The 18625-nt window shown below is 54.2% G+C and carries 22 protein-coding genes and 2 tRNA genes; 10 read left to right on the top strand and 14 right to left on the bottom strand.

The features are described 5' to 3' along the window. Positions 1 to 26: 26 nt before the first annotated feature. The gene (locus M8013_RS15360; RefSeq protein ID WP_271268665.1) at positions 27 to 374 is read right to left on the bottom strand and encodes a DUF4870 family protein; all 348 of its coding nucleotides are present in this window, start codon (positions 372 to 374) and stop codon (positions 27 to 29) included. 547 nt (positions 375 to 921) lie between these two features. Between M8013_RS15360 and M8013_RS15355 the strand changes: the two genes are divergently transcribed. Next, on the top strand, positions 922 to 1167 hold the full coding sequence (locus tag M8013_RS15355) for a YmjA family protein (protein ID WP_271268664.1): 246 nt from the start codon (positions 922 to 924) through the stop codon (positions 1165 to 1167). A 122-nt stretch (positions 1168 to 1289) separates the two neighbouring features. Here the strand turns inward: M8013_RS15355 and M8013_RS15350 are convergent. Continuing rightward, positions 1290 to 1365: transfer RNA gene (locus M8013_RS15350), tRNA-Asn, on the bottom strand. 100 nt (positions 1366 to 1465) lie between these two features. After that, positions 1466 to 2263 (bottom strand): DgsA anti-repressor MtfA, encoded by a 798-nt coding sequence (gene mtfA / locus M8013_RS15345; protein WP_271268663.1) that lies wholly within the window; start codon positions 2261 to 2263, stop codon positions 1466 to 1468. Positions 2264 to 2356: 93 nt separating this feature from the next. Here mtfA and M8013_RS15340 point away from each other — a divergent pair. Beyond that, positions 2357 to 2446, top strand: a tRNA-Ser gene (locus tag M8013_RS15340). 168 nt (positions 2447 to 2614) lie between these two features. Here the strand turns inward: M8013_RS15340 and dcuR are convergent. The 3 genes from dcuR to M8013_RS15325 form a co-directional block, all read right to left on the bottom strand. Then, positions 2615 to 3334 carry a two-component system response regulator DcuR gene (gene dcuR / locus M8013_RS15335; RefSeq protein ID WP_271268662.1) on the bottom strand — a complete coding sequence of 240 codons (720 nt, stop codon included), beginning with the start codon at positions 3332 to 3334 and terminating at the stop codon, positions 2615 to 2617. Continuing rightward, entirely contained in the window at positions 3331 to 4938 is a 1608-nt protein-coding gene (locus tag M8013_RS15330) for a sensor histidine kinase (RefSeq protein WP_271268661.1), read from the bottom strand. Before M8013_RS15330 ends, dcuR begins: the two co-directional genes overlap by 4 nt. Before the next feature lie 145 nt (positions 4939 to 5083). Further along, positions 5084 to 6160, bottom strand: coding sequence for a porin (locus tag M8013_RS15325; protein WP_271268660.1), 1077 nt, complete (start codon positions 6158 to 6160; stop codon positions 5084 to 5086). A 624-nt stretch (positions 6161 to 6784) separates the two neighbouring features. On the opposite strand from M8013_RS15325, the gene drpB reads away from it, so the two are divergent. The 4 genes from drpB to M8013_RS15305 are packed head-to-tail and all read left to right on the top strand — an operon-like array spanning position 6785 to position 9761. Further along, on the top strand, positions 6785 to 7057 hold the full coding sequence (gene drpB / locus M8013_RS15320; protein WP_271268659.1) for a cell division protein DrpB: 273 nt from the start codon (positions 6785 to 6787) through the stop codon (positions 7055 to 7057). Positions 7058 to 7098: 41 nt separating this feature from the next. Next, positions 7099 to 7794, top strand: coding sequence for a phosphohydrolase (locus M8013_RS15315; RefSeq protein ID WP_271268658.1), 696 nt, complete (start codon positions 7099 to 7101; stop codon positions 7792 to 7794). Between the two features lie 49 nt (positions 7795 to 7843). Next, positions 7844 to 9277, top strand: coding sequence for a DNA cytosine methyltransferase (locus M8013_RS15310; RefSeq protein ID WP_418939542.1), 1434 nt, complete (start codon positions 7844 to 7846; stop codon positions 9275 to 9277). Further along, complete coding sequence (locus tag M8013_RS15305; protein ID WP_271268656.1) at positions 9258 to 9761, top strand: very short patch repair endonuclease; 504 nt, start codon at positions 9258 to 9260, stop codon at positions 9759 to 9761. Before M8013_RS15310 ends, M8013_RS15305 begins: the two co-directional genes overlap by 20 nt. On the opposite strand, the gene yedA is transcribed toward M8013_RS15305, so the two are convergent. Beyond that, complete coding sequence (gene yedA / locus M8013_RS15300; protein WP_271268655.1) at positions 9721 to 10635, bottom strand: drug/metabolite exporter YedA; 915 nt, start codon at positions 10633 to 10635, stop codon at positions 9721 to 9723. The genes M8013_RS15305 and yedA overlap by 41 nt on opposite strands. Before the next feature lie 178 nt (positions 10636 to 10813). Here yedA and M8013_RS15295 point away from each other — a divergent pair, with 178 nt between their 5' ends. The 3 genes from M8013_RS15295 to dgcQ all read left to right on the top strand — a co-directional run bounded on the left by M8013_RS15295 (position 10814) and on the right by dgcQ (position 13785). Then, a complete protein-coding gene (locus M8013_RS15295; protein WP_271268654.1) occupies positions 10814 to 11725 on the top strand; it encodes a DUF808 family protein in 912 nt (303 codons plus the stop codon). Positions 11726 to 11803: 78 nt separating this feature from the next. Next, on the top strand, positions 11804 to 11986 hold the full coding sequence (locus M8013_RS15290) for a YodC family protein (protein WP_271268653.1): 183 nt from the start codon (positions 11804 to 11806) through the stop codon (positions 11984 to 11986). Between the two features lie 110 nt (positions 11987 to 12096). Further along, positions 12097 to 13785 carry a cellulose biosynthesis regulator diguanylate cyclase DgcQ gene (dgcQ, locus tag M8013_RS15285; RefSeq protein ID WP_271268652.1) on the top strand — a complete coding sequence of 563 codons (1689 nt, stop codon included), beginning with the start codon at positions 12097 to 12099 and terminating at the stop codon, positions 13783 to 13785. Here the strand turns inward: dgcQ and M8013_RS15280 are convergent. Together M8013_RS15280 and yodD are read right to left on the bottom strand one after the other, a co-directional pair. After that, entirely contained in the window at positions 13767 to 14579 is an 813-nt protein-coding gene (locus tag M8013_RS15280) for a mannosyl-3-phosphoglycerate phosphatase-related protein (RefSeq protein ID WP_271268651.1), read from the bottom strand. The genes dgcQ and M8013_RS15280 overlap by 19 nt on opposite strands. Before the next feature lie 297 nt (positions 14580 to 14876). After that, complete coding sequence (gene yodD, locus M8013_RS15275) at positions 14877 to 15104, bottom strand: YodD family peroxide/acid resistance protein (protein WP_271268650.1); 228 nt, start codon at positions 15102 to 15104, stop codon at positions 14877 to 14879. A 129-nt stretch (positions 15105 to 15233) separates the two neighbouring features. Between yodD and dsrB the strand changes: the two genes are divergently transcribed. After that, the gene (gene dsrB / locus M8013_RS15270; protein WP_271268649.1) at positions 15234 to 15422 is read left to right on the top strand and encodes a protein DsrB; all 189 of its coding nucleotides are present in this window, start codon (positions 15234 to 15236) and stop codon (positions 15420 to 15422) included. A 102-nt stretch (positions 15423 to 15524) separates the two neighbouring features. On the opposite strand, the gene rcsA is transcribed toward dsrB, so the two are convergent. The 5 genes from rcsA to fliO all read right to left on the bottom strand — a co-directional run bounded on the left by rcsA (position 15525) and on the right by fliO (position 18624). After that, entirely contained in the window at positions 15525 to 16145 is a 621-nt protein-coding gene (gene rcsA / locus M8013_RS15265; RefSeq protein ID WP_271268648.1) for a transcriptional regulator RcsA, read from the bottom strand. A 294-nt stretch (positions 16146 to 16439) separates the two neighbouring features. Beyond that, positions 16440 to 17225, bottom strand: coding sequence for a flagellar biosynthetic protein FliR (fliR, locus tag M8013_RS15260; protein WP_271268647.1), 786 nt, complete (start codon positions 17223 to 17225; stop codon positions 16440 to 16442). Between the two features lie 7 nt (positions 17226 to 17232). Next, on the bottom strand, positions 17233 to 17502 hold the full coding sequence (gene fliQ / locus M8013_RS15255; protein WP_271268646.1) for a flagellar biosynthesis protein FliQ: 270 nt from the start codon (positions 17500 to 17502) through the stop codon (positions 17233 to 17235). 10 nt (positions 17503 to 17512) lie between these two features. Next, complete coding sequence (gene fliP / locus M8013_RS15250; RefSeq protein ID WP_271268645.1) at positions 17513 to 18250, bottom strand: flagellar type III secretion system pore protein FliP; 738 nt, start codon at positions 18248 to 18250, stop codon at positions 17513 to 17515. Continuing rightward, complete coding sequence (fliO, locus tag M8013_RS15245) at positions 18250 to 18624, bottom strand: flagellar biosynthetic protein FliO (RefSeq protein ID WP_271268644.1); 375 nt, start codon at positions 18622 to 18624, stop codon at positions 18250 to 18252. Before fliO ends, fliP begins: the two co-directional genes overlap by 1 nt. Between the last annotated feature and the right edge of the window lies 1 nt (position 18625).

The raw sequence follows: 18625 nt of genomic DNA, 5'->3' as shown, positions 1-18625 counted from the left end.
TTTTGCGGGACAGACCTACGTGTGCGTTATGCTTTAGGCAGTTTGCCTTCGCCAAGACGGGTCATACCTTTAATCACTTTGATTAATGACCAGATAAACCAGGCAATCCCGGCAATCATACCAATGATAAATACCCAGGTCAGTAAGGCAGCAATAACCCACACCAGGCTTATCCAGAACAGTTTGATAAGATAGTTAAGGTGCTCTTTTTCAAACTCTGTTGCGCTGGAGCGATTGACGTAGGCCATAATTACGCCAACAAGCGCGGCCAACCCGCCGGTAAAATAGCTGACGATGAACAGAATATAAATAATTCTGATGGTAGTGACTTTCGATTGTGCGGCGATCGCTGGGTTCTGCAATTGTTCAGACATAGAATATTCTCGTGATTTTAGTTAAGGTGAAAGTAGTGCTGGGAATACATTTTTTGCATTATTCTGACGATCGTGACTTGAATTACCCCATTGGAATGGATTGTTGTGACAGGGTGATGAAAAAAATTATTATCGTTATTCACTGTCACGCGCAGGTAAAGGGCTAGCCCCAAAAAAGCCTGAAGAATCTAGCACGTGAGCCCGTGCAGTCAATATCCAATTCTGGTAGTTTCTGGCAAGATAAACCTTTTAAATTGAAGGTTATATTCAATTCATCCAGGCAAAAGGATAATTTAAAATAAGGAACAATAACCGGGTTAAATGGACGGCAAGACGCGCGATGATGATATTTGATGTAAGCAGAACGTGTTCAGAATGGTCAAAGCTCAAATCTTGCCCATTGCGATTTTAGCGAGCATCGAGCGGCTAAAATGCAAAAAGGTGTCAGATCTGAGGCCATTACGCAGTACACTCCCATGGTCAGACTGCTGTTGCCCTGGATGCTGCAAGCAGCACTGATACAGACATTAACCCTTGGGGGCGACTTATGAATAATGAAGTACCGATTAAATATTATGACATCGCGGACGAGTACGCGACGGAATCCGCAACGCCAGTGAGCGAGTCAGAGCGTGATTCCCTGGCATGCTACTTCCAGCTGCTGCTCACCCGCTTAATGAACAATGAAGAAATCAGTGAAGAAGCGCAGCAGGAGATGGCCACTGAAGCGGGTATCAATGCGCAGCGTATAGATGAGATAGCGACGTTCCTCAATCAATGGGGCAATGAGTAGCTTCTCTCGATGTTATGCCGCCTGGTGAAGGATCCGGAAATGCGCTGCGTTTCCGGATTTTTTTATGTATCGCCCGAAAGCAAAAAGCCCGCTTAAGTTTCCTTAAGCGGGCTTCTCTAATATGGCTCCTCTGACTGGACTCGAACCAGTGACATACGGATTAACAGTCCGCCGTTCTACCGACTGAACTACAGAGGAATCGTTTGAACGAGGCGCATGTTAATGGCCTCGCTATTTTGTGTCAACCCTAATTTCAACGCACTGATTCAGTTGATTAATTAAGGTGCAAAATGCGGGTTTAATGTACTTGATTGGCGGGATCGTCGCCATCTTCGCTATTGTCACGTAAACGCTGCATCGGATCCTGCTGGTAAAAATAGCAAAAACGTTGCCACAGTGCCGGGAAGCGCGGGGCGAAAAGCTCCGGTGCGCTAAAGAAATATTCCGACAGCACGGCAAAACACTCGGCCGGATCGGTGGCCGCGTAGGCATCGATGCTGGCTGCGCTTTCCCCCACCAGGTCGATTTCATCCTGGATGTTGTTCATCGCCGCGTGTAAATCATGCTCCCAGCCTGCCACTTCCCGTAGCGCGATAAACGGCACACCGCTGGCGCGATCGCCGTTACGGGTATCCAGCTTGTGCGCCACTTCATGCACGATCAGGTTAAAGCCCGAGGCGTCGAACGAGTCCTGAATATCCAGCCAGTTGAGGATAATGGGCCCTTGCTGCCAGCTTTGTCCGGACTGGACCACCCGCTGATTGTGAACCAGCCCGAAGTCGTCTTCCCATTCGTCATCCACCACGAAGGGTGCCGGGTAGATCAACACTTCATGGAAACCGTCCAGCCACTCGATACCCAGTTCCAGCACCGGCAGGCAAAAGAGCAGGGCGATGCGCGTGCTTCGGCGATCGTCGAGTTCAAAACCCTGTAGTGGAACGAGCCGTTTTTGCTGTAAGAAACGCTGGGCCAGATGGACCAGGCGAAGCTTGTCCTCATCCGACAGTGTAGAGAGCACGGGGATTGCCAGAGCCTCATCCCACGGCAGCGCCGTACTTCGGGCGGATTCATTCGATTTCCAGGGCCATTTAATCATCGCTTTGCTCGCAAACTCGTCACATGAACAAAATTGAAAGGGTTTGGTCTGTTAAAATGCCAAATTACCTGGCATGATGGCAACCATCAATACGGAGAGATGCCGGAGCGGCTGAACGGACTAGTCTCGAAAACTAGAGTAGGGGCAACTCTACCGGGGGTTCAAATCCCCCTCTCTCCGCCACTTTTCCTCGCCAGTCACGCTTCCCGAACGCGTTTTTCTCAGACCTCCCGGACGTGGTGTACCTTATCATTCTGATTATGAGAAGGCACAGCGCTTTACCGCTTCGTAACAATATATGTGAACTGACTCAGGGTGTTTGCCTGAATGAGTTGCATTGCTTTCATCAGCTTAGTGACAGTACTGTCTGAGCAATGCTACCTGTGCGGGCTGCAGACGATAGCGATACACCGGGCGTCCGGTTGCGCCATAGTGAATGCTGGTAAACAGGATATTGACCTGCGCCAGCCAAATCAGGTATTTGCGGCAAGAGACCCGGGAAATATTGACCGCATTCGCCAGATCGTCAGTGGAAAACTCGATCCCCTGATGCGCGTCGATCCACAGGCACAGGGTGCGCAACGTCTGCGGCGTAAGTCCCTTCGGCAGGCGTCTACTGTCCGCCAGTCCCGGCGCACCGCCGCGCAGCAGCCGATCAACGTCAGCCTGTTCATAATACTGGTGCGAATCCATCAGGTTTTTCTTCTCGCACCAGCCGATCAGCGCTTCTTCAAAACGCGGAAACTGAAACGGTTTGATCAAGTAATCCACCACCCCGTAGTGCATGGCTGTCTGAATGGTTGCCGCATCGGATGCCGACGAGATCATAATCACATCTATTTTGCGCCCTGAGGCGCGGACAATTGGCAGCAGCTGCAGGCCATTGTCTTTTTGCATGTAGACGTCGAGCAGGATCAGATCCAGCGACCGGGCAGGATCGTTAATCACCGCGGCGGCTTCAGCGAGCGTTGCTGCCATTCCACAACAGCGAAAACCCTCCATCCGGCTCACGTACTGGCGGTTGAGGTCGGCTACCATGGCATCATCATCGACAATCAAAACATCTATCACGCGATCTTCCTTTCACATTCCCACGGGATCTGCACAAAAAATTGGGTAAACATGCCCGGTTCGGATTCGACGGCTATCTCGCCGCCCAGGTTTACGGTTTGCTGACGGGCGAGGAACAGGCCAACCCCGCGGTTTTCTCCCTTGGTGGAGAAGCCTTTATTAAAAATAACACTCAGTTGCTGCGGGTCGATGCCGGGCCCGTCATCGCTCACCTCGACGCTGAGCCAGCCGCTCTGATAATGCAGTAGCAGGTTAATTTCGCCTTCGGGCTGCGCGGCCATCGCATCCAACGCGTTTTCTATTATATTCCCCACAATGGTGACCAGCCCGGCAACCTGCTTTTCATTCGGGTTATCCGGAACGTCACTCTCTGTGGCCAGCGTCAGGCGGCAACCGGACTCTCTGGCGCGGTTGATTTTAGCGAGCAGGAACCCGGCGACCACCGGCGATTTGACAGTACGCTGGATGGCACCGATATCGTTCTGCCAACTGTTGGCGGTGAGCAGGACGTACCGCTCCAGTTGCTCATAGTGCTTCATGTTCAGCAGACCGAGGATCACATGCAGCTTATTCATAAATTCATGGGAATGGGTTCGCAGCGCATCGAGGTAATTCACCATTCCATCCATACGCTGCATCAGCTGGCTGATTTCCGTTTTGTCGCGAAAGGTGGTGATGGCACCGATCAACTGCTGATCACTTCGCACCGGCAGGGTGTTACAAAGCAGGAGTCGGCCGTGGCAGTTGAGCTCCTGATCCTGGCGCGGCTGGCCAGAGCGTAACACCTCGCGCAAGTTTGCCAGCAGTGGCGCATCGTGGAATGCGTCGCCGCTGATATTCAGGATCTGACGGGCTGCGTGGTTTACCATCGTTACATGTCCCTGCCGATCGACCGCGATGACGCCCTCCCGCAGCGACTGCAGCATCGCCTGCCGCTGTTCAAACAGGGCTGAAATTTGATATGGCTCGAGGCCAAACAACACCCGCTTTAACATCCGCACCAGCCCCCACGCGCCCAGCGCCCCAAGCAGTGCGCTGAACAGGACCAGCCAGATGGCGTCCCATCGGTTGCGGGCGATTTGTTGCTCCACCTTTTGCAGGGAGATGCCCACGGCAACAACCCCAATCTGCTGACGTTGAGCGTTATACACCGGCGTAAAGACACGCAGTGCCTCGCCGAGTACCCCGTGGTTAATGGCGACATTCTCTTTATCCTCGAGCGCGGGCCGCAGATCCTCACCAATAAAGGCTTTGCCGAGCAGTGTGCTGTCAGGATGGGAATAGCGGATCCCCTGCATATCGGTGACCACGGCAAACAGCAGGTTATTACGCTGCATAACCGCGAGGGCGACAGGCTGGATAACGTTGCTCTGCGGAGGGAGGGACAAGCCGTGGATCACTGCCGGGCTGTCGGCCAGAGTTCTGGCGACGGCCAGCGCGGTATCCCGTACCCCATCGCGGGTGGCTTTGGTGATTTGCGCAAAATAGAGCGCGAAGATCACCAGCAATATACAGCCGGTCACACCGTACACCATCAGGGTGACCAGGGTGTTCAGTTTCATTGGGCGCTTGTGCGGGGTGGTGACGGGCGGCAAATCGCGCATTGAAACTCCAGGCAGGGCGGAAAGGGGGCATTATCGCTGATGCAGGGAATTTGTTAAAGCTATGTAAAGGTTGTACAAGGGGATGGGGCAGAGGAATAACGAAAAAAGCCCGCGTTGCAGCGGGCTTGAAGGGGATTTTAGCCAATCAGAACTGGTAGACAATACCCATCACGAACTGGTCGTCGGTGTCGGAACCGGTGATCGCCGCGTCTTCGTCGTCCAGCAGGTTGAACTTATACGCACTGTAGACGTTCATGTTTTTGTTGAAGTAGTACCAGGCACCCGCTTCGATATAGTTGACACGATCGGCATCCACGCCGCCGACGCCATTTTTGGCACCCAGATCTTTGCCTTTGGAATAGACATAGCCGAGGGAAGGGCGCAGGCCGAAATCAAACTGATACTGGACAACCGCTTCAACGTTCTGGGTTTTGTTGGCAAAACCAATCGTGTTGCCAGTCCATGTCATATTGCGGGATTCACCGTACAGCACGGCGGCATAGATGTCATTGGCATCGTATTTTGCCGCCAGTGACCAGATTTCTGCCGTATCGCCGTAGCCATCTGCGGACTGCATATCAGTACGGTCAGATTTGCCGTATACGCCGACCACGCTGAAGCCGTCGAAGGTGTAGCTCAGGGAAGTGCTGTAGCCATCGCCGTTGGCTTTCTTCACCTGATCGTCGTGGTTTTTGCCCTGGTATTGCAGCGCAAAGTCCAGACCTTCAACTTCGCCGAAGAAGTCAGAATTACGGTAGGTTGCCACGCCCGTGGTACGGCCGGTCATAAAGTTGTCGGTGGTGACCCAAGAATCTGCACCCCATTCCACGAACATATCGGTGTATACGCCGGCGTCATAGGCCACGCCGTAGTTGCGACCGTAATCGAAGGAGCCAAAATCACCAAACTTCAGGCCAGCGAAAGACAGACGGGTGCTTTCATCCTGTTGGCCTTCCGGGGCGCTGGCGTTCAGGTTGTGCTCAAACTGACCAAAACCGGTCAGTTCGTTGCTAATCTGTGTTTCGCCTTTGATGCCGAAACGGGCATAGGAGTCATCAACGTTATCGCTGTTGTTATCACCGCTGCTGTTCCAGATATGCTTACCGACCATTTTCCCATAGAGGTCTAACTTGTTGCTGTTTTTGTTGTAGATCTCAGCAGCATTTGCTGCGCCAGCGCTTAATAAAACAGGTACGAGGACGGCCAAAACTTTTCTTTTCATTATATATTCCCTTTTATATATTAACTTTATGAATATAAATAACCCCCTCCGGGTTACGGGTAGATACTATTTCAGTCGGGGTTTTGATCGTTCAATAATAAATGTAACGATATCATTTAGATTATTTCTAAATATGAACAATGATGTCTTTATATGTTTTTTTGATAGATTAATTTCAGGCGTATTTCATGTGTATTGATATTTATATTGAATATTTATCAATACCTTAAAAGCATTTTCATTGATTATGTATTTTCGTCGTCAGACGGGCGAAAAAAATCCCGATTAAAATCGGGCGAAGGATAATAGCGCATAAAACAGCATTAAATGAGCGAAGTTAAAAAAGCACGTAACCGATTTATCATTACACAGCGACCCGGTGAATTAAAACGCTTTAGCCGTTAAACGAGAGCGAAATAATCCTCTTTATCCTTTTCTTATCAGGAATTCTGTTCAGATGAATAAATGTGGCGAAACAATAATCACCATCAATCAAAACTTGCCGAAGATCAACTTAACGCAAACTGACCGGTGGGGATCGTCAGCAAAAGGTGCGCAAGATTGAAAAATGTGATTTATTTCACGGTTTAAAATAGCGATGTGAGAGTGGCAAGGACGAACATCATGGAAAAAAAGCACAATCGCAGCCTGGGGGGCAAACTTGCCCTGTGGGTGTTCTACGCTTTTTGCGGGTATTTCATCTGGGCGATGGGCCATTATTTTTGGGTGATCAGTAAAGTTAACGCGGTATCGGGCCCAATTATAGACGGTGAGGTGGGATCGACAGCGGGCAAATGGCTGGGGGCGCTGCTCGGATTTCTGCTGCTGGGGGCGGTGGGGCTGATCCTCGGGGCGATTGCCTGGTATACCCGACCCCGCGATGTGGCAGAAAACTAAATAATTGCTATTGTACGGTTTTCCTTTTTGTGGAAAGTACTATGGACCTCGTTCAGTGGCAGCAACGCTTTGAAACCTGGCTGGCGGCGCATCATCCCGCGGAGGATGCGGCTCATGATGTTTCGCATTTCCGCCGCGTCTGGCAGACGTCACAGCAGTTAATGGTGAACCAGCCGGTCGACGGGCTGGCAATTTTGGCGGCCTGTTATTTTCACGATATCGTCAGCCTGCCAAAAAACCACCCTCAGCGCGGTCGTTCCTCGCAGCTGGCGGCAGAAAAGACGCGCGCTATCCTCCGTGAGCATTTCCCTGACTTCCCGGACCAGCATTATGCCGCCACTCTGCACGCCATCGAAGCGCACAGCTTCAGTGCCGGGATTGCTCCGCAAACGCTGGAAGCCAAAATTGTGCAGGATGCCGACAGGCTTGAAGCGCTCGGGGCGATTGGCCTGGCGCGCGTATTTGCCGTGTCCGGTGCGCTGGGCGTTGCGCTATTCGATGCGAACGATCCCTTTGCTGACAGGCGCGAGCTGGATGATCGGGCATTTGCGCTCGACCATTTCCAGACCAAGTTGTTACGCCTGCCCGATACCATGCAAACCGCTGCCGGAAAGGCGCTTGCGCAGCATAATGCCGACTTTCTGATCCAGTTTATGGCCAAGCTCAGCGCCGAGCTGGGCGGTGATTGTCAGGGTATCGACAGCGCGGTGTTGCGGCGTTTCGGCGGCAGTCTGTAGTGCCTTTCTGTGTTACTCTGTTTTGAGTCCCTTTTGGCCGGTTAAATGTATGCAGGAAAATGTATCAGTGACGGAGTCCACGCTTGCGCTGGCAGAGAAATCAACGGCGTCGGTTCAGGCGTTGTTGTGTCAACTGCTGGAAATTTACGATGCCAGGTCGCTGGCAAATCAACTCAATGCGCAGGGCGAGAGCCACTGGAGCCCGGCGATTATTAAGCGGCTGGTCACCAGCGATCGCGCAGGCCAGCGCCTCAGTGACGGCGAGTTTAGCTTCTTGCAAAACCTGCTGCCCCGTCCTCCGGCCCATCATCCGCAGTATGCCTTTCGCTTTGTCGATCTGTTCGCCGGGATTGGCGGGATCCGTCATGGCTTTGAGGCGATTGGCGGCCAGTGCGTGTTTACCAGCGAGTGGAACAAACATGCGGTGCGGACTTACAAAGCCAACTGGTACTGCGATCCGCAGGCCCATCAGTTCAACGAAGATATTCGTGAGGTGACGCTCAGTCATCAGAGCGGCGTGACCGATGCCGAGGCGGCAGGGCACATCCGCAGCGCCATTCCGGCGCACGATGTGCTGCTGGCGGGCTTTCCGTGTCAGCCCTTTTCGCTGGCGGGCGTGTCGAAAAAGAACGCGCTGGGCCGCGCGCACGGCTTTGCTTGCGACACCCAGGGCACGCTGTTCTTCGACGTAGCGCGCATCATCGATGCCCGCCGTCCGGCTGTCTTTGTTCTCGAAAACGTTAAAAATTTGAAGAGCCATGACGGTGGGAAAACATTCCGTATCATCATGCAGACGCTGGACGATTTGGGCTATGACGTGGCCGATGCCGGGGAGAGCGGACCCGACGATCCGAAAATTGTCGACGGCAAACATTTTCTGCCTCAGCACCGCGAGCGCATTATCCTGGTGGGTTTCCGCCGCGATCTCGAACTGAGCAACGGTTTCAGCCTGCGCGATCTTCCGGCGCTGTGGCCCGTCCGCCGACCCACCATCGCCGATCTACTCGAGCCGGCGGTGGACGCCAAATTTATTCTCACGCCGGTGCTGTGGAAGTACCTGTATCGCTATGCGAAAAAGCATCAGGCGAAAGGCAACGGCTTTGGCTTCGGGATGGTGGACCCCACCAATCCCAATAGCGTCGCCCGCACACTGTCGGCACGCTACTACAAAGATGGCGCCGAGATCCTGGTCGACAGAGGCTGGGATAAAGCGCTCGGCGAGCGTGATTTTGACGATCCGCACAACCAGCGTCACCGTCCGCGTCGCCTGACGCCCCGGGAGTGCGCGCGCCTGATGGGCTTTGAAACGCCGCAGGGCTATCAGTTCCGCATCCCGGTGTCGGACACCCAGGCCTATCGCCAGTTTGGTAACTCGGTTGTGGTTCCGGCCTTTGCGGCGGTGGCCCGACTGCTGGAGTCGCGGATCCTGCAGGCCGTGCAGCAGCGCCAGGACGAGGCCGTCAATGACGGATGTGCACAGTAAAGCTACCCGCAGCAAGAACATGCGCGCCATTGGCACGCGTGATACCGCCATTGAGAAACGGCTGGCGGCGCTGTTAACCCAGCTCGGTATTGCGTTTCGGGTGCAGGATGCCAGCCTGCCCGGGCGTCCTGATTTCGTCATCGATAGCGGCCAGGGTGTGATCTTCACCCACGGCTGCTTCTGGCATCACCACGACTGCTATCTGTTTAAAGTCCCGGCAACCCGTACCGATTTCTGGCTCGAGAAGATTGGCAAAAATGTGCTCCGCGATCGGCGCGATATCGACTTGCTGCATCAGCAAGGCTGGCGGGTGCTGGTGGTGTGGGAGTGCGCGCTGCGCGGCAGGCTGAAGCTGGATGACACGGCGCTAATGGAGCGGCTGGAAGAGTGGATCTGCAGCGGCGGTGCCACCGCGCAGATCGACACGCTGGGCATTCGCCCGCTTAGGGTTTCTCCGCCTGGCACGGCGTCACCACCGGTTTAGCCGGGAGCAGATACTTGCCTAACGTTACCAGCACCACCGCCATAATAATAATCCCCAGCGCCATCCACTCCACGGATGAGAGCGATTCCCCGCCGAGTCCGGTTCCGAGCAGCACTGCCACCACCGGGTTGACATAGGCATAGCTGGTGGCGACCGCCGGAGAGACGTTGCGGATCAGGAACATATAGGCGTTAATCGCTATCACCGAGCCGAAAATCGCCAGATAACCCACTGCCAGGAAGCCCGACAGGTCAGGCATCGCCGTCAGTTTCTCGCCCGCCAGCAGCGAGGCCGCCAGCAGGACAATCCCGGCGGTCACCATCTCAATGGCCCCGGCCATCATGCCGGTCGGCAACTCAATACGTGAACCGTACACCGAGCCAAACGCCCAGCTCATGGAGCCAATCAGGATCAGCAGGGCGCCCCACGGATTGCCGCTGAGGTTGCCGCCGCTGTTGAGCAAAATAATGCCCACCATCCCGATGGCGATCCCGAGCCACTCCAGTTTGCGCGTTTTGATGCCAAACAGGCGGCTGAAGCACAGTGTAAACAGCGGCACCGTAGCCACAACCACCGCGGCGATGCCGGACGGCACGTCCTGATGTTCAGCGACGGTGACAAAGCCGTTACCGACAGCCAGCAGCAGAACGCCAATCAGAGCGGCGTTGAGCAGCGGCCGCAGTGGCGGCAGCTTATGCCCGCGCAGCAACAGGAACGCCAGTAGCAGCACGCCCGCCGAGAGAAATCGCACCCCGGCCATCATCAGCGGTGGCCAGCTCTGCACGCCAATACGAATCACAAAGTAGGTGGAACCCCAGATGATATACAGCGCAAATAGCGCGCTCATTAATGGTAATAAGTGCCTGAAACGCATACTCCCTCACGGCGAATTAAAAAGGTCGCATATAGTTAACGTGAAAACTATCACGCTGGCGAGTCCTTTAATTGTATCGATGATGTGAATTAATTGTTGACTTAAGCTGGGTGGTTTCGGGTCGCCAGCTTTTACTCCATACTGTTCAGGTTACTAACAAAAAAGAAGGAATCTCATTTTGGCGGGAAGTAGTTTATTAACATTGCTGGATGATATCGCCACGCTGCTGGACGATATTTCGGTCATGGGGAAACTGGCGGCCAAGAAGACCGCTGGGGTGCTGGGGGATGACCTGTCCCTGAATGCGCAGCAGGTTTCTGGCGTGCGCGCCAACCGTGAGCTGCCCGTGGTATGGGCGGTAGCCAAAGGGTCGATGATCAATAAAGTGATCCTCGTGCCGCTGGCGCTGTTAATCAGCGCCTTTATCCCGTGGGCCATTACGCCGCTGTTGATGATTGGCGGCGCGTTTCTCTGTTTTGAAGGGGTGGAGAAAGTGCTGCACACCTTCGAATCGCGTAAAGAAAAAGAGAGCCCGGCCGCACGCCAGCAGCGTCTGGAAGCGTTGGCCTCCCAGGATCCCGTGAGCTTTGAGCGCGATAAAATTAAGGGCGCAATCCGCACCGATTTTATCCTCTCGGCAGAAATTGTCGCCATTACGCTGGGGATTGTGGCGGATGCACCGCTGCTGAATCAGGTGCTGGTGCTTTCTGGCATCGCGCTCGTGGTCACCGTGGGGGTTTACGGCCTGGTGGGGATCATCGTCAAGCTGGATGATGTTGGCTACTGGCTCAGCGAAAAAACCAGCACGCTGGCGAAGATGATCGGTAAAGGGCTACTGGTGGTGGCCCCCTGGCTGATGAAATCGCTGTCGGTGATTGGCACGGTGGCCATGTTCCTGGTCGGCGGCGGGATTATCGTTCACGGTATTGCCTCGCTGCACCATGCGATCGAGCAGATGGCTGCGCAGCAGGGCGCGTTTGTCGGCGCAATCCTGCCGACCCTATTGCACCTGGTGATCGGTTTCATCGTCGGGGCCGTTGTCGTTGCGGCGGTGAAACTCGTGGCAAAAATGCGGGGTAAGTCACATTAAAAAACAGCGCTGATACCAGGCATAACGGTTAATCCTCGTCTAAATTGATACAGTTTCACACTGATAAAGGAGGCGGTTATGGTCTTTCTGGTCAGCGATGAAGTTAAGCCAAAAAACGGCGGCCCAAATATGGTGGTGACCGGCTTTGCCAGTGGAATGGTGGAGTGTCGCTGGTATGAGGGTTACGGTATCAAGCGCGAAGCGTTTCATGAAGATGAGCTTCAGCCTGGTGACCATTCCCGACGCCACGATCAGGCTTAAGTCACGCTACGCCCGGCATTGCCGGGCGTTTTTGTGCGCTATAATCGCTACAGAGTGTAATATCTTGTTCATGTCGCGCGGATGGCGCTGGTGGCTTTCATGGAGTGTTTGTGCAGCACGACAACGTTGTGAGAAAAGAATCTTTTCTGGCGCGTCACCGTATTCAGCCGGGCCGGATTGTTAATATTTGCTTCATCTCTGTCCTCATTTTCTCCACGTTGCTGACCTGGCGTGAGGTAGTGGTGCTGGAAGATGCCTACGCCGCCAGCCAGCGCAATCATCTGGAGAACGTGGTCAACTCGCTGGATCGTCAACTGGAATTCAGCGTCGAAAAACTGCTTTTTTTTCGCAACGGTATGTATGACGCGCTTGAGGCGCCGCTGGCTTCTACCGTGCTGCGCGACACCGTATCCCGCTTCAACAGCCTGCGCGATAAACCCTTCTGGCAACTCACGTTCGATGAGCGGCGCACCCTGCCGGTCAATGGCGTGTCCGATGCCTTTGTTGAACAATCCACGGCCTTGCAGCGCGACGACACGCAGATTGTTAATGAGTTGAGCGCGGCCTTCGAAGTGGGCTATCTGCTGCGGATCTCGTCCCCGGAACGGCTGGTGAAGAAAGTCACCTACGTCTCGCGTGCCGGTTTTTACGTTTCCACCGATCCCACCGACTGGCGGGATGACATTACCGCCCGCTACTATCAACTGGTGACCCGCCCGTGGTATGTCGGGCAGACGGAACGTGACAACCCGTCGCGCAGCGTGCGCTGGTTTACGCAACCCGCGCAGGCCGAAGCCGAAAACGGGCAGACCGTCACCGTCAGCGTGCCGGTCGATTTTAAGCGCTACTGGTACGGCGTGCTGGCGATCGATTTTTCCTTCTCCACCCTCAAGCATCTATTACAGGATGCGGTGAACGGGCGCGGGGAAGGGGAGTATCAGCTTTACGATAACCGTTTTAACCTGCTTGCGACGTCGGTGAGTGATGCCAGCAACGTCTACCGCTTCGACGCGCGTGAAATGGCGCAAATTGCCCATGCGCGTGAGGAAAATACTCACGGCGTCATGCGCGTGGGCAGCCGCTACGTCAACTGGCAGAATCTCGACCACTTTGAGGGGGTGCTGCTGCGCATGCATACGCTCAGCGAAGGGGCTCGGGGTGATTTTGGCAGCATCAGTATTGCGTTGGCCCTGCTGTGGCTGCTGTTTACCAGCATGCTGATCGGCTCGTGGCTGGTGATCCGTCGTACGGTCGGCAATATGTCGACGATGCAGCAGTCGCTGCAGTGGCAGGCGTGGCACGATCCCCTGACGCGCATGAATAACCGCGGCGCACTGTTTGAGCGTGCGCAGGCGCTGGCGCTCAAATGCCAGCAGTTGAAGCAACCCTATTCGGTAATGCAGCTGGATCTGGACTATTTCAAAAATGTGAATGACAAGTTTGGCCACCAGGCGGGGGATAAAGTGCTGACCCACGCGGCCGGGCTAATTACCAGCACCATCCGCGAGGGCGATGTCGCCGGGCGCGTGGGGGGCGAAGAGTTTTGCATTGTGCTCCCGGACACCTCTCTGGAAGAGGCCGCACAGATTGCGGAGCGCATTCGCGCGCGCATCTACCGTCGCGAAATTCTGGTAAAAAAGAGCCGGACAACGCGCATTAGCGTCTCGATTGGCGTCAGCAGCGCGCAGGAAAGCGGGAATTACGATTTTGAACAACTGCAGTCCATCGCTGACGCCCGTCTGTACCAGGCGAAACAGCGTGGACGTAATCAGGTGGTGTCTCAGGAGCCGATAAAGTGATCCAGGCCTTCACGCCAGCCCGCCGGGCCGGGTTGTTGGGTATGGTAAACCCGTTCCGGGCTCTCTTTTTTTAGCTGGATGCCGTGGCGGTTAATGCCTTTGACCACCACGGCAAAGTCTACGCTGTCCAGCAGCGGCGCGTCGTTTGGCCCGTCCCCCAGCCCGAGGGTTGTAGGCAGTGTGCCCTCGCGCTGAAGGTACTGGGCGTTGAGCCAGTTAATCGCCTGATCCTTACCGCCGCGCGCGTCGAGGATGTGCCAGAAGCGGGCCCCCTGCACAAACTTCAGACCCAGCTGCACCAGCGCCGCCTCAAACTCCGCCATTTTTTCGTCGCTGTCGCGCCAGATGAGCGTGGCTGAGGCTTCGTGCAGCTGCGCCAGCGCCGCTCTTTCATTATTCAGCCCGGTCCACTCGCCAATCACCCGCACGTCCACATCGTCAAAGCTGGTGAACTTGTAGCCGTCGCGGCTGCGCAGCTGATTGATGATGTTAACAATCTCTGTGTGCGGAGTGCCGTTGATTAACCGGGGCGCGTCGGGATGATCGTCCCAGCGGACGTCAAGCTGGATCACCGCGCCGTTTTCGGCAATAAAGGGCAGACCGTCGAGCCCGAGGTCGCTCTGGATCGCCAGCATCTCTGCCGCCGTTTTACTGCTGCATAAAATGACCGGGATTTGATTATCCTGCAGGGTTTCCAGCCAGCCGGCAGCGGGTTCCCAGCTGTAGGTATGAATATCCAGCAGGGTGCCGTCCAGATCGCTGTAAACAAGCAGGGGATCCTGAAGTGATGGCATGTTATCTCCCGTGTATGATGAGGGTTGATTAGGAATATTCTTAAAAAAAGAGAGGCGGCTAAGTATACAAACTGGGACCGTTACCGCTCAGCTACCGGCCCGGCCCCTATCCGTAACCATAACCTAAATCGCATATCTGAGTTTTTCCTATTCATATTGTAAATATATCCTTGTCTTACAAATTTTTTGCGGATAAGGTTTGTCCGACATCAGATTTCCTGATGTAACGAATTTACAAGTGCTTCTTGCTTAAGCAAGTTTCATCCCGGTCACCCCATGACCGGGATTTTTTTCGCCTCAGCGATTCACTTCTGACACGCTAAAATCGTGGATATCAAGTTCAAACGCCTCTGCCAGCTCCCGCCAGGTGTGGTAATCTCGGTCGTTGACCCGCACGTGATAAGGGTCATCCTCAACGCGGCGCACCTCGCTTTCGCTAATCTCATTAATGGCCGCGAGCAGGGCATCGACATCCACATTGACCTCACGTTTTGCCGTTTCGCTGTACTCTTTAGCAGTCTTCATCGTGCATTCCTCTCTTCACCGAATTCAGCTATAAGTATAGACCGCTGATTAAAGCGTCAGTCGCGCGGAGAAGGCGCTGCCAGTTTTCGCGTTTTGTTCTACACTGGCTCAAAACCACAGGAGGAATCTATGAAGGTCAACGATCGGGTTACCGTTAAAACAGACGGCGGGCCACGCCGTTCGGGTGTTGTGCTGGCTATTGAGCAGTTTAGTGAAGGGGTTATGTACCTGGTCTCGCTGGAAGACTATCCGCTCGGTATCTGGTTCTTTAACGAGGTTGGCCATCCTGACGGTATTTTTGTCGAAAGCGTCGAGTAGTCGCTGGCGTGTCGGGCGGCATCTGGCTGACCCGACGCGTACGGCCGTAATAGAAGAATCTCTGGCGTAGCCAGAGATTAGGGAACAACCTCAGGGCGCGAATCAGCGCAGATTAACAAAAATACCGTTGGTCACATTGTCGGTCAGGCGCACCACATGGTAGATCACCTGCTTATTATGCGTTTTTATTTTCCTTTTAATATTTCCCTTATGTGACGAAACGGTCTTCGCCTTGATATTCATCTGGTCGGAAATCTGGATCGTACCCTGACCCGCCATCCACATCCGCAGCATACTCGATTCGGTACGGCTCAATGATAATGTCGGAAATTTCTCAGCGTGATTGTTTATTTCTTTACTTAAATAATCGCCCAACAAATCATCCAGTGACTCGGGCGTAATGGACTTCGAACTAATAAGAAGATTCTGACGTACCCGTAAATATTCATCGAAATGGAGATTGGCAATAGCCATAAACACAATAAACAAGGTTGCGGGATGTTGATTAATGATCTGCTTTATTTGCTGACTGTTGGCGGGGTCGTGAATGAAACAGTCCTCATTAATAAACACCACACCAGGCGTGAACTGGTCGCATGCGGCGGCGAGTTCGTCAACGGTGTGTACATCGTTGATGTCTCGTTTTTTTACCCCCCTGCTGTTCAGATACCCGGTTAACCCTAACCGGGTGTAACTGCATAAATCCATAATGATCGTTGACATGGCATACCCTCACTCAATGTATAACGATAATTCACCCACTGCCCGATAATTCTTAAACAACCAAACGGGATAAAATAATTAAATTACCTGCGCGCATAACAAGGACTTTCAGGCGAACTCACTATCCCGTAAAGTTACGTATAATTTGCCAGGAATCATCTTAAAGTAAAGTAAATGTTGAGTATTGTGAGGCGCGTGGAAACAATTAACCCGCGCCAGATATATCCTGCCGGATGATTCTCATAATTTATTTTAGGAATATCCTCAGAGAAGCAGGATAAAGTGCAGGGGTATTTATTTCGCCGGGAGCTCTTTAATAATATCGGCCAGCAAATTAAATAATTCACTGAATAGTCGCTCACAGAATGGGGCAATCATCGGCATCAGCAGAGAAATAAGCAGCATGCCGACGGTCAGCGTGACAGGGAAGCCAATCACAAACACTGAGAGCTGCGGCGCCATACGGTTCAGCAAACCGAGCGCCAGGTTGATGGTCAGCAGCAGGGTGATGACCGGCAGCGCCAGCATCAGGCCGTTGAGGAAGATCAGCCCCGCCGCGCGGGTCAGGGACATAAATGCGTTACTGTTCACCGGGTCGCCGCCAATGGGCAGCGTATGGAAGGTGTCCGCCAGCATCGACAGCAACCACAGATGCCCGTCGAACGTCAGGAACAGCAGCAGAGCCAGCATATCGATGATACGCGCCAGCACCGGCATGTTGAGATGGCTGGCAGGATCAAAGAAGGTCGCAAACGACAGGCCCATCTGTAACCCGATCAGTTCCCCCGCCGTACGGATAGCCGCAAAGGCGAACTGCATGGTAAAACCGAGCGCCACGCCAATCAGGATCTGCTGCAGCCCCAGCCACAGGGCGGCAGGGGAAAATATTGGCACGTTAACCGGCGGCAGCGTCGGGGCGATGAGAATGGTGATGACGATCCCGAGGGCGATTTTCACCCGCTTTGGCACCATGCGTTCGCTGAAGATAGGCGCAGTAGAGATCAATGCCAGCACGCGCAGCAAAGGCCAGAAATAGAGGCTCAGCCAGTGCATCCATTGGTCGCTGGTAAAGTGCAGCATCCGTCAGTCAGCCGATGATGTAAGGCAGGTTGGTGAACAGATTACGCATGTAATCCAGCAGCAGGTTCAGCATCCACGGCCCGGCGATAATGATCGCCACAAACACGGCGATAATTTTCGGGATAAACGAAAGGGTCATTTCGTTTATCTGCGTGGCGGCCTGCAAAATACTGATAATCAGGCCGGTGACCAGCGCCACCATCAACAGAGGAGCGGCAACGGCAATCGCAACTTTCATCGCTTCCGTGCCCATCATCATTACCGATTCAGGGGTCATTGCGCGCTCCTTAACTGTAGAAACTTTGCGCCAGCGAACCGACCAGCAACTGCCAGCCATCCACCAGTACAAACAGCATCAGCTTAAAGGGCAGGGCAATGGTTGCCGGGGGCACCATCATCATCCCCAGCGCCATCAGGACGCTGGCGATCACCAGGTCGATAATCAAAAACGGAATAAAAATGGTAAAGCCGATCTGGAAAGCGGTTTTAAGCTCGCTGGTGACGTAAGCCGGCAGCAGGATGCGCAGCGGCACTGCTTCCGGTCCTTGCATCGGCCCGGCATTGGCGAGGCGGGCAAACAGGGCCAGATCCGCTTCACGGGTCTGACGCAGCATAAATTCACGCAGCGGTTGCGCCCCTTTCTCCATCGCTTCCTGCATCGAGATCTTCTCTTCGCTGAACGGCTGGTAGGCATCGACATAAATCTTGTCGATCACCGGGGACATAATGAAAAAGGTCAAAAACAGCGCCAGACCCAGCAGCACCTGATTCGGCGGCGCGGAGGGCGTACCCAGCGCGTTACGCAGCAAGCCAAACACGATAATGATGCGGGTGAAGCTGGTCATCATCAGCAGGATGGCCGGGATAAAGGTCAACGAGGTGATGAACACCAGCGTCTGGATCGGCAGAGACCAGCTTTGGCCGCCACCGGCCATCGGCGTAGAAATCAGGCCCGGCAGTTGGGCAGACACGGCAGGGGCAAACAGGGCAAGACCTGCAAGCGTAAGGGACAACACAGGGCGCATCACGATCTCCCGGAACGCTTAAGCAAACTCTTCATCACCGACTGAAAATCCGGTGCAACATCGGTGCGGCTGTCGTCAACGACGGGCGCAGGGGGCAAGGTGTGTAGCAGGTTAATCTGAGAGGCCGTCACACCCAACACCAGCCGGGCGTCGTCAACTTCAACAATCACCACCCGCTCGCGTGGACCTAACGAAGTGCTGGCGCACAGTTTCAGACCGCGTGCTCCGGCGGTTTTTCCCGCCAGCCCGACGCGTTTTGCCAGCCACGCAGCAATCAAAATAAAGGCAATAATCCCCAGCAGCGCACCGCTGACCTGCAGCAGCGGCGAACCGGGTACCGCAGAGGGTTGAGAGACGGTGGCCTGGGTGTTCATG

The sequence above is a fragment of the Silvania confinis genome (assembly GCF_025564085.1).
In the GTDB taxonomy this organism is placed as follows: domain Bacteria; phylum Pseudomonadota; class Gammaproteobacteria; order Enterobacterales; family Enterobacteriaceae; genus Enterobacter; species Enterobacter confinis.
This window is presented reverse-complemented; position numbering and strand designations above follow the sequence as displayed.

Excerpts from the sequence above, each read along its gene's own strand:
- M8013_RS15360 (WP_271268665.1), bottom strand. The coding sequence starts at position 374 with ATGTCTGAACAATTGCAGAACCCAGCGATCGCCGCACAATCGAAAGTC.
- M8013_RS15355 (WP_271268664.1), top strand. The coding sequence starts at position 922 with ATGAATAATGAAGTACCGATTAAATATTATGACATCGCGGACGAGTAC.
- mtfA (WP_271268663.1), bottom strand. The coding sequence starts at position 2,263 with ATGATTAAATGGCCCTGGAAATCGAATGAATCCGCCCGAAGTACGGCG.
- M8013_RS15330 (WP_271268661.1), bottom strand. The coding sequence starts at position 4,938 with ATGCGCGATTTGCCGCCCGTCACCACCCCGCACAAGCGCCCAATGAAA.
- M8013_RS15325 (WP_271268660.1), bottom strand. The coding sequence starts at position 6,160 with ATGAAAAGAAAAGTTTTGGCCGTCCTCGTACCTGTTTTATTAAGCGCT.
- drpB (WP_271268659.1), top strand. The coding sequence starts at position 6,785 with ATGGAAAAAAAGCACAATCGCAGCCTGGGGGGCAAACTTGCCCTGTGG.
- M8013_RS15315 (WP_271268658.1), top strand. The coding sequence starts at position 7,099 with ATGGACCTCGTTCAGTGGCAGCAACGCTTTGAAACCTGGCTGGCGGCG.
- M8013_RS15310 (WP_418939542.1), top strand. The coding sequence starts at position 7,844 with ATGCAGGAAAATGTATCAGTGACGGAGTCCACGCTTGCGCTGGCAGAG.
- M8013_RS15305 (WP_271268656.1), top strand. The coding sequence starts at position 9,258 with ATGACGGATGTGCACAGTAAAGCTACCCGCAGCAAGAACATGCGCGCC.
- yedA (WP_271268655.1), bottom strand. The coding sequence starts at position 10,635 with ATGCGTTTCAGGCACTTATTACCATTAATGAGCGCGCTATTTGCGCTG.
- M8013_RS15290 (WP_271268653.1), top strand. The coding sequence starts at position 11,804 with ATGGTCTTTCTGGTCAGCGATGAAGTTAAGCCAAAAAACGGCGGCCCA.
- M8013_RS15280 (WP_271268651.1), bottom strand. The coding sequence starts at position 14,579 with ATGCCATCACTTCAGGATCCCCTGCTTGTTTACAGCGATCTGGACGGC.
- yodD (WP_271268650.1), bottom strand. The coding sequence starts at position 15,104 with ATGAAGACTGCTAAAGAGTACAGCGAAACGGCAAAACGTGAGGTCAAT.
- dsrB (WP_271268649.1), top strand. The coding sequence starts at position 15,234 with ATGAAGGTCAACGATCGGGTTACCGTTAAAACAGACGGCGGGCCACGC.
- rcsA (WP_271268648.1), bottom strand. The coding sequence starts at position 16,145 with ATGTCAACGATCATTATGGATTTATGCAGTTACACCCGGTTAGGGTTA.
- fliR (WP_271268647.1), bottom strand. The coding sequence starts at position 17,225 with ATGCTGCACTTTACCAGCGACCAATGGATGCACTGGCTGAGCCTCTAT.
- fliQ (WP_271268646.1), bottom strand. The coding sequence starts at position 17,502 with ATGACCCCTGAATCGGTAATGATGATGGGCACGGAAGCGATGAAAGTT.
- fliP (WP_271268645.1), bottom strand. The coding sequence starts at position 18,250 with ATGCGCCCTGTGTTGTCCCTTACGCTTGCAGGTCTTGCCCTGTTTGCC.
- fliO (WP_271268644.1), bottom strand. The coding sequence starts at position 18,624 with ATGAACACCCAGGCCACCGTCTCTCAACCCTCTGCGGTACCCGGTTCG.